The organism is Pseudomonas sp. P9_2, assembly GCF_034008255.1.
Classification (GTDB): Bacteria; Pseudomonadota; Gammaproteobacteria; order Pseudomonadales; family Pseudomonadaceae; genus Aquipseudomonas; species Aquipseudomonas synxantha_A.
The window spans coordinates 5,404,865-5,416,232 of record NZ_CP125376.1 but is presented as its reverse complement, the minus strand read 5'-3'; the positions used below and the strand labels follow the sequence as shown (position 1 = coordinate 5,416,232).

10 protein-coding genes are annotated in these 11,368 nt (G+C 65.0%); 1 reads left to right on the top strand and 9 read right to left on the bottom strand.

Going from position 1 to position 11,368, the window contains the following annotated elements:
• Positions 1-51: 51 nt before the first annotated feature.
• Entirely contained in the window at positions 52-1,368 is a 1,317-nt protein-coding gene (xylA, locus tag QMK52_RS23775) for a xylose isomerase (RefSeq protein ID WP_320403529.1), read from the bottom strand.
• Positions 1,369-1,508: 140 nt separating this feature from the next.
• On the opposite strand from xylA, the gene QMK52_RS23770 reads away from it, so the two are divergent.
• The gene (locus QMK52_RS23770) at positions 1,509-2,714 is read left to right on the top strand and encodes a XylR family transcriptional regulator (RefSeq protein WP_005787430.1); all 1,206 of its coding nucleotides are present in this window, start codon (positions 1,509-1,511) and stop codon (positions 2,712-2,714) included.
• Here the strand turns inward: QMK52_RS23770 and QMK52_RS23765 are convergent.
• The 8 genes from QMK52_RS23765 to QMK52_RS23730 are packed head-to-tail and all read right to left on the bottom strand — an operon-like array spanning position 2,602 to position 11,368.
• Positions 2,602-4,029 (bottom strand): isochorismate synthase, encoded by a 1,428-nt coding sequence (locus tag QMK52_RS23765; RefSeq protein WP_320403528.1) that lies wholly within the window; start codon positions 4,027-4,029, stop codon positions 2,602-2,604. The genes QMK52_RS23770 and QMK52_RS23765 overlap by 113 nt on opposite strands.
• Entirely contained in the window at positions 4,026-4,334 is a 309-nt protein-coding gene (locus QMK52_RS23760; protein ID WP_194440476.1) for an isochorismate lyase, read from the bottom strand. Before QMK52_RS23760 ends, QMK52_RS23765 begins: the two co-directional genes overlap by 4 nt.
• Positions 4,331-5,077, bottom strand: coding sequence for a thioesterase II family protein (locus QMK52_RS23755; RefSeq protein ID WP_320403527.1), 747 nt, complete (start codon positions 5,075-5,077; stop codon positions 4,331-4,333). The genes QMK52_RS23760 and QMK52_RS23755 overlap by 4 nt, the downstream gene beginning before the upstream one ends.
• Positions 5,074-6,672, bottom strand: a complete 1,599-nt coding sequence (locus QMK52_RS23750; protein WP_320403526.1) for a (2,3-dihydroxybenzoyl)adenylate synthase — start codon at positions 6,670-6,672, stop codon at positions 5,074-5,076. Before QMK52_RS23750 ends, QMK52_RS23755 begins: the two co-directional genes overlap by 4 nt.
• Positions 6,665-7,384: a VOC family protein gene (locus QMK52_RS23745; protein ID WP_005787438.1), complete on the bottom strand. Its 720-nt coding sequence runs from the start codon at positions 7,382-7,384 to the stop codon at positions 6,665-6,667. The genes QMK52_RS23750 and QMK52_RS23745 overlap by 8 nt, the downstream gene beginning before the upstream one ends.
• Positions 7,381-8,520 carry a Gfo/Idh/MocA family oxidoreductase gene (locus QMK52_RS23740; protein ID WP_320403525.1) on the bottom strand — a complete coding sequence of 380 codons (1,140 nt, stop codon included), beginning with the start codon at positions 8,518-8,520 and terminating at the stop codon, positions 7,381-7,383. The genes QMK52_RS23745 and QMK52_RS23740 overlap by 4 nt, the downstream gene beginning before the upstream one ends.
• Entirely contained in the window at positions 8,517-9,695 is a 1,179-nt protein-coding gene (locus QMK52_RS23735; RefSeq protein WP_320403524.1) for a cytochrome P450, read from the bottom strand. Before QMK52_RS23735 ends, QMK52_RS23740 begins: the two co-directional genes overlap by 4 nt.
• Positions 9,692-11,368: a class I SAM-dependent methyltransferase gene (locus QMK52_RS23730; RefSeq protein ID WP_320403523.1), complete on the bottom strand. Its 1,677-nt coding sequence runs from the start codon at positions 11,366-11,368 to the stop codon at positions 9,692-9,694. Before QMK52_RS23730 ends, QMK52_RS23735 begins: the two co-directional genes overlap by 4 nt.

Genomic DNA, 11,368 nt, shown 5'->3' with positions numbered 1-11,368 from the left:
GGTGAAGACTCTCATTGTGGCGAGAGAGCTTGCTCCCTCGCCACAGGACACTCAGGTGTAGATAAACCGATTCACAACGCCCTCAAGCATCTCCTGTCGACCACTCACGGCCTGCGGATTCAGTTCGTGGGCAAACGCATGTTCAGCCAGTGATTCCAGGCTGAACTCACCTGCCAGCACCGCCTGGCCCAATGGTTGCTCCCACCCGGCGTAACGCTGGTCCTTGAATTGCTGCAACGTGTCGTTCTGCACCATCGCCGCCGCACGTTCCAGGGCCAGCGCCAGCACATCCATGGCTGCCACATGCCCGTGGAACAGGTCCACCTCGTCCAGGCTCTGGCGGCGCACCTTGGAATCGAAATTGTAGCCACCGTTCTTGAAGCCTCCGGCCTTGAGGATTTCATAGGTGGCCAGGGTCATTTCTTCGACGCTGTTGGGGAACTGGTCGGTGTCCCAGCCGTTCTGCGGGTCGCCGCGGTTGGCGTCGATGCTGCCGAAGATCCCCAGGGACACGGCCGTGGCAATTTCATGATGAAAACTGTGCCCGGCCAACGTCGCGTGGTTGGCCTCGATGTTCACCTTGATTTCGTTCTCCAGGCCGTACTCATGCAGGAAGCCGAACACCGTAGCGCTGTCGTAATCGTACTGGTGCTTGGTCGGCTCCTGGGGTTTGGGCTCGATCAACAGGTCACCCGTAAAGCCGATCTTGTGCTTGTGCTCCACCACCATGCGCATAAACCGGCCGAGCTGTTCTCGCTCACGCTTGAGGTCGGTGTTGAGCAGGGTTTCATACCCTTCACGGCCGCCCCACAACACATAGTTGGCGCCCTTGAGACGCAGCGTGGCATTCATCGCACTGAACACCTGCGCGGCGGCGTAGGCAAACACCTCCGGGTCGGGATTGCTCGCGGCCCCGGCGGCAAAGCGCGGGTTGCTGAAGCAATTGGCGGTGCCCCACAGCAGCTTGATGCCGGTCTGTTCCTGATGGCGCTCCAGGTGATCGACCATCTGTGCGAAATGGTTGCGGTACTCCTTGAGCGAGCTGCCTTCCGGCGCTACGTCGGTGTCGTGAAAGCTGTAGTAGTCGATGCCCAGCTTGGAAAAAAACTCAAAGGCCGCCTCCGCCTTGCCGATTGCCACCTCCATCGGATCGCCACTGCGCTGCCATGGGCGTTTGAACGTACCCATGCCAAACATATCCGCCCCCGGCCACACAAAGGTGTGCCAATAACAGGCGGCCATGCGCAGGTGTTCGCGCATGGGTTTGCCGAGGATCAGTTTGTTGGCGTCGTAATGGCGAAAGGCGAGGGGGGATTCGCTGGCAGGGCCTTCGAAGCGAACCTTCTCGACACCGGGGAAGTACGGCATGGCGGTTTCCTTATTGTTCTGGGCGGTGTCTGGATACTAGCAACGGCGCCCTGGCCGCTGATTATGAAAATCATCAAGGTGTAGTGCGATTTTGCACAGCGAGGTCTAGTCTGCACCTACCGGCCCCAAGGACAAAAACAATGAAAACCCTACCGCCCGTGCACCGCATCGCCTTGCTCTTCAACGGCAGCAAAATCTACGACCGTGGCATCATCACCGGTATCGGCAATTACCTGAGCAGCACCCGCGCTTCCTGGGACCTGTTCCTGGAAGAGGATTTTCTCTGCCGTCTGCGCGGTATCGAGCGCTGGCAGGGCGATGGCATCATTGCCGACTTCGATGACCCGCTGATCGGCGAGGCGCTGGCCGGGAGTCGGATACCTGTGGTGGCGGTGGGGGGATCTTACGAGGACGTCAGCGCGTACCCCAAGGGCATTCCCTATGTCGCGACCGATAACTACGCCTTGATGAAGCTGGCCTACGAGCATTTGATCGAGGCCGGGCTGACGCGCTTTGCCTGTTTCAGCCTGCCCGAAGCCCAGGCCAATCGCTGGGCGCAGGAGCGTGAGAAAGCCTTTCGCGGCCTGGTGCAACGCGATGGTTTGCCGGTGGAGATCTATCGTGGCCTGGGCACCAGTGCGCCGTTGTGGGACAGCGCGGTGGAGCAGCAGATTGCCTGGCTGCACAGCCTGCCCAAGCCCATCGGTATTATCGCGGTCACCGATGCCCGCGCCCGGCAGTTGTTGCAAGCTTGCCTGACGGCGGGCATTGCGGTGCCGGAGGAGGTGGCGCTGATCGGGATCGACAACGACCCGCTGACCCGCACCCTGACGCGGGTGCCGCTGAGTTCGGTGATCCAGGGCACCGAGACCATGGGCCGTACTGCCGCGGCCTTGCTGCATCAGATGCTGCACGGCAAACCCTGCACCGGCACGCAGGTGCTGGTACCGCCGGACGCGATCAACGTGCAAGCCTCCAGCCTGCATCAGCCCCTGGGTAACCCTTATGTGATGCAGGCATTGCTGTTTATCCGCCAGTACGCGTGCCAGGGGATCAAGACCGACCAGGTCGCCGCCTATGTCGGGGTCTCACGCTCGTCATTGGAGGCGCACTTTCGCAAGGTGCGCGGGTGCAGCGTGCATGACGAAATCCTGCGCTTCAAACTCGCCGCCGCCGCCAAGGGCCTGGAGAACCAGGACCTGGCCATCGCCGACATCGCCGCCCGCTGCGGCTTCACCTCTGCGCAGTACTTGCATACGGTGTTTCGCCGCGAGTTTGGCTGTACGCCACGTCAGTATCAGCAGGGCAGGCCAGTTGCAGCGCCTGTTGCATGTTTGCCAGCTTGATCTGGGTTTCTTCGTACTCATTGGCCGGCAGCGAGCCCTCGACAATGCCGCAGCCGGCAAACGCATGGCAGTGCCTGGGGGTGATCAGCGCCGAGCGCAGGGCCACGAGAAAATCGCCATTGCCCTCGGCATCCAGCCAGCCCACTGGCGCGGCATACCAGCCGCGATCAAAGCCTTCGTGTTCACGGATAAAATCCAGCGCAGGCGCGCGCGGTAGACCGCCGACCGCGGGGGTAGGGTGCAAGGCTTGGATACCGTCCAGCAGGCGCTTGCCGGCGTTGAGCCTCGCGGTGATGGGCGTGCTCAAATGCTGCACGGTGGCAAGTTTCAGCAAGCCGGGGTGCGGCGCGGCGTGCAGGTCGCTGACCTTGTCACCCAAGGCTTGGGTAATGGTCTGTACCACCAGTCGATGCTCGTGCTGCTCTTTCGGGTCGGCCAATAAACGTTCCCCCAGCGCCTGATCTTCATTGGGCTTGCACCCACGACGGGTGCTGCCTGCCAGGGCGTGGGTGGTGAGACGGCCCGCCTCGCAACTGAGCAACCGCTCGGGTGTGGCGCCCATGAAGCAGTGTTCGCCCCGGTGAATCGCGAACAAGTGCGAGGCGTTACGCCGAGCGTGCAGGCGGCCCATCACCGCGCCAGTGTCGAGCGCGGCGTCCAGGTGGTGGTCGATATGCCGCGCCAGCACCACCTTGCTCAAGTCACCCCGGGCGATGACGTTCAACGCGGTGTCGACCTTGGCCTGCCATTGATCCCGCGGCAGTGCGACGCGCTCCAATACATGGGGGGCAGGAGCAACGTGGGCGGCTGGGTTGAGCAGTTGTTCAAGGGCGGCCAGGCTTGCTTGCACCAAGGCCGCAGGATCGCTGCCGGGCTCGACCACACTCTGGCAGCGCAGCCAGCGCCCGTGGCTGTCCTCGCTGAGCAACCAGTGGGCAAGGTGGAAGCTGGCATCGGCAAACGGCGCCCAATGGGATGCGCAGGGCTGCTGCTCATCAAAGCGCATACCACCCAGCAGCAAGGGCGGATGCGGGCCGTCCACCAGCGCATCGGCGCACAGTGCGAACCATTGGCGATCCACTTCGGCCATGCGCTGGGGCCCCGAGGCTTCGATCTGCCAGGCGCAGCCGAGGCCGAACAAACTTAAGTCCGGCGAGTGCGCACACCAGAAGAAACCCTGGCGATGGGCCTCGTACAGTGCCAGGGGCGCCAGCGTCGGCGCGGGGTAGGCGCTGACGGCAATAACGGAGCGCTGGTACGCCACCGCCCGTTGGTGCGCGGCCTGGAAGGTCTTGAGCAAATCGGCCGCGTTCATACGCGCTGGCTCTTTTTCTGTAGCCAGAAGGCCGTCTGCTCGGCGATGTACCAGTGGATGATCTGGTTGAACAGGCCCTCGACAAACTCGCCATCCAGCCCGACCTCCTGCGCCCACTGCCGGCGCTGGGGCAACATCGCCGCAACGCGATCGGGTGCGGCGATGCTGGCCTGGTCGGGTTTGAACGCGGAGGCGGCCTTGACGTATTGCATGCGCAGGCCGAGGGCGTCGATGATCTGCTTGTCGAGGCTGTCGATGGCATGGCGAATGTCGTGAAGGCCAGTGCAGTGTTCCGGGGTTTTCATCGTGCGTCTCCCTGAAGGTCGGTGGTGCGCTGCAACAGGTGGTCGATCACCGGTCGCGGCTGATGCCTGAGGTAAAAGTGGTCGCCGTCGAACAGGCGGATGTCCGGGGTATGGCGGCTCAGGTCGGCCCAGGCGCGAGCCTGCTCCAGGCTGACTTCGGCGTCATTGCGGGCCAGCAGCACGTCCAGCGGTGCCGTTAACGGCTGCAGGTTCGCGGGGCGCCAGGTTTCGATGGCCTGGTAGTCGCTGCGCAACGCCGGCAGAAACAGCGTGCGTAACTGCGGGTTGGCCCACAGGTCGGCGGCCTGGGCGTCCTGGCGCAGGATGTCGGCAATCAACGCGCTGTCGTCCTGGCGATGCAGGTCGCTGGAGGGTTGCCGGTGCGGCGGTGCGTGGGCCGAAACAAATACGTGGTCAGGGCCGACACCGCCGGCCTCCAGCAGCGTGCCGACGGCATAGGCAAGCGCCGCGCCCATGCTGTGGCCGAACAGCCACAGGGGCCGCGCAGGCAAGGTCAGCAACGCCTGGCTGATGTTCTTGGCGAGGGTCGCCAGGCATGGGATATGCGCTTCGTTGAAGCGCTCTTCGCGCCCGGGGTACTGCACTGCCAACAGGTCAATGTCACCCGGCAAATGCGCCAGCCACGGCCGAAAAAAGCTCGCGCTGCCACCGGCGTGGGGCAGGCACACCAGGCGTGCGCGGGGCTGTTGCCCCTCACGCAATACACGCAGCCACGGGCTCATAAGGCCAGCACCTGTTCCGCCAGGGCCTTGCGGTTGACCTTGCCCAGGCGCGTCAGCGGAAACTCGCGCAGCACCTGCAAGCGGTCTGGCAACTTGTAAGCCGCCAGCCCACGTTCGCGCAGCCAGGCGTTGATCGACGCCAGGTCCAATGGCGTGCCGTGGGCCAGTACGCAGGCGCAACTGCGCTCACCCAGCAACTCGTCGGCCAGCGCCACCAACGCCACATCGCGGATCAGCGGATGGCCGAGCAGCAGGTTCTCGATCTCTTCCACCGGAATCTTTTCGCCGCCCCGGTTGATCACATCCTTGCTGCGCCCCTCGACGATCAAGTGCCCTTCGGGCAGGCGCCGTACCAGGTCGCCGCTGCGATAAAAGCCATCGGCGGTAAAGGCGCGCTGGTTGTGCTCGCGAGCGTTGTAGTAACCGCGAATGGTGTAGGGCCCGCGCACCAGCAATTCACCGACGGCGCCGGGAGCCACCGGCACATCGTCGGCATCGACGATACGGATCTCATCCGCAGCGGTCAGCGGCAGGCCCTGGGTGTCGAAGACCAGCGCCTGCGGGTCATCCAGCCTGGTAAAACACAGCAATCCTTCGGCCATGCCGTACACCTGTTGCAGGCCACAGCCCAGGGTGGGGCGGATACGTGCGGCGATCTCGGCCTTGAGGCGTGCGCCACCGACTTGCAGCCATTGCAGGCTGCTAAGGTCGTTGTCGGACCATTGCGCCACTTCCAGCCACAGCAACACCAGTGGCGGGATCAAGGCCGTGTGGGTAATGCGTTCGCGCTCGATCAGTTCGAAGGCGGTGTCGGGGCTTGGTTCCGGCGCCAGTACCAGGGTGGCGCCGACACTGAACACCCCGAGTGCCCCCGGCGAGGCCAACGGGAAGTTATGTGCCACCGGCAGCGCCGCCAGGTAACGGGTGTGGCGGTCGAAACCGCAGGCTTGCGCCGCCAGCCGGGCATTGCACGCATAGTCGTCATGGGTGCGCGGGATCAGCTTGGGCAGGCCAGTGGTGCCGCCGGACAGCAATAGCACCGCCACATCGCGAGCGTCCGGTGCCGGGAACGGGTGGGGGGTGGCGACGCAGTCGGCCAGGGCCACGAATTCCTCGGCCGCGCCTACCACCCACACCTGTTGCAGGCTCGACACCTGGCTACGCAACGTGCGCGCCAGGGGCCGATAATCGAAGCCCAGGTGCTGGTCGATAATCACATAGGCCACCGCTTGGCTAAGGTGCGCCAAGTGGGCCAGTTCATGTTCGCGGTGGGCCGGCAACGCAAACACCGGGATCGCGCCCAGGCGCAACAGAGCGAAGGTCAGGCTGAAAAACTCGGCGATATTGGGCAGTTGCACCAGCACGCGCTGACCGGCGACCAGCCCGCGCGCGGCGAGGCCGGCGGCCAGGCGGTCGGCGTGTTGGTCCAGCTCGGCGTAGCTCCAGCGTCGGTTGCCGTCCACCAGCGCCTCTTGCTGCGGCGTACGCTGGGCTTGTTCACGCAGCAGTTGGCCCAGTGGCACGCCTTGCCAGTAGCCTTGCTCGCGGTAGCGGCGGATAAAATCTTCGGGCCAGTCTGTGAATCCATCAAGCATGGCTATCTCCATGTGCAGTCGGGCAGCTCAGCAATTGCGCACCGTGTAACGTCAATGGTTGCGCCAGGCCGGCGACTTGCACCGCCTGTACGCCGGTAAATTCGGCGGGTTGCAGGTGCAACATCGGGTCATCGCCCGCGAGCAGGTTGAGGGCGCTGTGATCGGCGGGGCTTACGCCCAGGTGAATGGCCGCCAGCCCCGTGGCGCCGTTGGGATGGATCAGTCGCTGCGGGTGCTGGGAGGGCGAATAGGGCGTGACCAGAAACGGCAGGCGCTCATGCCGTGGGTAAACAAACCGAAAGCGCGTCTGGCTGCCGTCCGCACAGGTGCGTTGCCACTTCACCACCCGGCCCATGGCCACGCCGCCGGCCGCCAGGTTTGTCAGACGGGGTGCCAGGGCCAGGTCATCGCAGAGCAGCGCGAGGTCGCAAAAACCTTCACCCTGGGCAGCCCAGCGCAACATGCGCCGCCCGGCGCCACGCCCGGCCAGGCAGTCGATGGGCCACTTGAACAACCAGGCATGACGCGGGGTGGTGAGCAGTTCGATGATCGGCCCGTGGCTGAACCAGATATGCGCGTGTTGCGCGCGGGCCTCGGCGGTGGCGTAGATGACCTCGAAACCGGCGGCGCGAAAGTTCGCCACCGCCTGGTGCAGGTCGCGAACCCACAGCAGCACATGGCTGCAGGACGAACGGGATTGGGCAGTGTTCAAAAGGGCAGGGCTCCCAGGAGTTGCGCGCTGGGGTCAGCGCCAGGCGGCTGTACGGCGTCGGCGCAGCGATGCAGTTCGGTCATCGGCAGCGCGCGGGGAATCGGCGGTTCAATCAGTTCCGGCATGCCGATCAGGCTGTTCATTTCACGCCAGGCCATCGACACCTCGGTGGCCCATATGCCGCTGCGCAGGCGCTGCGCCGGTTCGGCGATGTCGGCGCACAGCGCATCCAGGGCGAGGCTGACCGCATCGGGCCAGAGCTGGTTGAACACCTGGTGATAGCTGGCGGGTATGTGCGGGTCGAGCACCACCATGCTCGGCCCGGCCAATCGTTCACTGCCTTTGCCTGCCATGATCAGGCGGTCGGTGTCGTCCCGTGGCGCATGTAGGCGCGGGTTCCACAGCACCGGACCGTGGGTATCGCACAGGCTCAGCACGCCGCCTTCACAGCCGACTTCAAGGCGATGCAGCAGGAACGAGTGGTTGTCCGGGTCCTGGGGATGCACCTGGTTTTGCACGCGCAGGCTGATCGGCACGCCATTGAAGCTGGCGTTCAACCGCGTGAAGGGCTGCGCACCGACACTGGCGGCCGGCGCCGCAAATACCCAGGGCCGCAAACCACCGGCCAGGCGCCCGAGAATATCCAGCAACGGGTAGGCCACCTGGCTGTTACAGGCCGCGTCGATATAGGCCAGCCCTTGTTGCTCACGCAGGTACGCGGCTACCGCCAGAAAACGCCGGATCGCAAGGATATTCGGGTACAGCGTATTGACCGCATAGGCCGCCTGGCCCTGACGCGCGGCCTGCATGCACGCGGCGATTTCGCGGTGATGCACCGGGTGTTCCTGCAATACGTGAATGCCACGGCGCAAGAACTGCTGGGCCAGTTCGCTGCCCACGCCACCGGTGGCGCCGGAACGCACCACCACGCAGGCAATGTCGACGCTATCGGGCACCTGCTCGACGGCCTCGTACAGCGCCACCCCGTAGTGATCGGCGCAGGCCTTCGAATAGGCATTGCCACGCGACAGGATGCCGACCAATTCATAGCGCTCATGGGCACGAGCCAAGGCTTGCAGGTAGATGCGGCCGAACGCGGTGCCGGCGACGATCACGCGTGGACGAGCGCGGCTCATGACCAGGTCACCGGCAGGCAGTGGGCACCGCGAAAGAACGTCGCCGTTTTCCACTGCACCTGCCCGCAGCGTTGCAGGTTGGGCAGGCGTTCTACCAAGGCTTGCAACGCCTCTTGCAACTCCACCCGCGCCAGCGCCGAGCCGATGCAGTGATGCAGGCCGTGGCCGAAGCCGAAATGGCCGCCGGCATCGCGTTGCAGGTTGAGGGTGTGCGGGTCGGCAAAGCGCGCCGGGTCATGGTTGGCCGCACCGATGGACGCGAAAACGGCTTCGCCCTGGCGAACCAGGGTTTCACCCACCTGGATATCTTCGAGGGCGTAATGCACAAACATCGCCGCCGACGCCAGCGGGATATAGCGCAGCAGCTCTTCCACCGCCTGGGGAATCTGCTCGGGATGGGCCTTGAGTTGTTGCCACTGTGCGGGATTGTCCAGCAACACCAGAATGAAATTGGGGATCTGCGAAGCACTGCCTTCGTAGCCGGCGACGAGGATGGCGATGCACAACAGCAGCAGTTGGTCTTCGTTCAGGCGCTCGCCTTGGTCATCGGCCTGGGCCAGGGCGGTCATGAAATCGTCCTGGGGCTGACGGCGCCGCTCGGCGACCAGGCCCTTGATGTACTCGGCCAGTTCACCCAAGTGCTGTTGGGTCAACGCGGCGTCTTCGGCGCGGGTCGACAGCAATGAGTCGTTCCATACCTTAAAGCGTTCACGGTCTTGCAGCGGTACGCCCAGCAGCTCGCAAATCAACGCCAGGGGCAACGGTAAGGCATAGTCGCTCACCAAGTCGGCGGGCGGGCCGGCGGCGAGCATGCGGTCGATCAACTCATGGGCGTAGGCCCGGGCATGGGGGCGCAGTGCTTCGACGCGCCGCCGGGTAAACGCCTGGGCGGCGCGGGAGCGGATCCGCGTGAGTTGCGGCGGGTCCATCATCACGATGCCGCCAGCAATTCGCGGGAATGCTCGTGGGGCATCGTCGCGGCGAAAGGCTTCGCTGCGGCTGAAACGCCGGTCGCCCAGCACCAGGCGCACATCGTCATAGCGGGTGGCGAGCCAGGCGGGCGCGCCGATGGGCATCTGGATACGCAGCAGGCCTGGCGCTTGCTGGGCATGGCGGTAAGGCTCGGCGAGCTCCAGGTCGGTGAAGGCATTGAAAGGGTAGGCCAGCGGGGTCATGGCAAGTCCTTGGCGGTAGGCAGGTCGGGCAAACGGTCGAGCAGTTCCAGGTGCAGGTCTGGGTGTTCCAGGTGCGCGGCCAGCGCGGCGCGACTCAAGCGTTGGCAAGGCACTTGGGCGACGAACACACGATGGCCGAGCGGCGCCAGCGGGTGGTCGGCGGCGGGCAGGCTGCGATTGCCCTGGAACCCGGCGCGGGCCAGGGCGGTTTGCCATTGGTTGAGGTCCAGGAAGGTACTGCTGCTCAGCGCGCGCTCATCGCTGGCCTGGTTGAGCATGAAAGCCTGGGAGGCCATCACCCAGAACTCCTCCCGGGTCGGCTCGCTGAACACCAGCCAGCCGCCGGGTTTGAGCAAGGCGAGCAGGGTGGCCAGGGAGCGCTCGGTGTCGCGGGCGGCATTCAGCACGCCCCCGGCGACGATCAGGTCCCAACTCTGGGTGCGATAGCCTTGGGCAGGGGCGGGGCGGTCGATATCAAACACCCCGTGGCGCACCCACGGCCAGGCGTGCAGACGCTCGGCGGCCTGCTCGCTGAAGTAGCGCGACACGTCGGTGCACAGATAGTCCACCGTGACCTTGGCCAGGGCTGGCACCACGGCCTGGGTGGTGGAACCGGTGCCGGCACCGACTTCCAGCACCCGCAAGAGCTCGGTGCCGCTCTGGCGCGCAGCCCAGGCGCCAATCCAGTGAGCCACGGCGCGATGCTGGTACTGCGCCGCCAGGCTTTCGCGGTACAACGCCGCCGCACGTTCGGTGCGGCCTTCGGGAAACAGCAGGTGCACCGCCGCGCACTCACCGCGCATCAACGCCGGCAACTGGCGAGCGTTGTCTCGCGCGTAATCGAGGGTGGCGCTGCCGCCGGTGTTACGCGCCCAGTCCAGGCTCAACTGTACCCAGATGCCCTCCAGGCTGGCGTCGCTCCAGGTGCTGGCGTCGAGGTTGGGATGCAGGCGGTCGCCTTGGCGGCGCAGCAGATCCTCGGCTTGGAGCACGTCGAGCCAGCGTGCGATGAGTGGGCGGTGGCCGGGGGCAATACCGGCATTGGCGAGGCTGTGCGCCACATCGTTGAGCGGTGCGGGCAGCAGGCCGCACTGCTCCAGGCCATTGAGCATCGACAGCAAGGCGGCTTGGCTCAAGCGCTGGTTCAACTGTACGGCGTCGGTCAGCTGCGTGACGCTGAACTGCTGATCGACGGCGGCTGCGCTCGCGTCCAACTGATCGTCCACTGTCGCCGGTTCGCACGGCTGGGGCACCGCGAACAGTGTCGTGCCGTGCAGCGCCACCGCATTCACCTGGGGGTGTTCCAGTGCCCGCCGGCACCAGCGCTGGTGCTCACGCTTGACGCTGACCAGGTCGCCCCCGTCATCGGTAAAACCCTCTACGTGGCAATCGAGCTGCGCCGCTGCCCGTTCCGCCAACTGCCAGTCGCCCGGTCGGGAGCTGATGAATAACAGCTGTTGCAGATGGCTCAGATCACTCAGGGCCAGGGCGGGAAAGTCCAGCAGACGCTCCAGTTGTTCGGCGCTCATCATTACCACCGCCGGACGCTGGCGTTCGAGCACTGCCAGCAAACGGGCCGGGGCCTGTTGATGCAGGCCCAGGTCGGTAAAGACCGGCAAGCGCCAGGGGTGCTTGCCGGCGGGCAGGTCGATCAGCAAGGTGTCGATATTCAT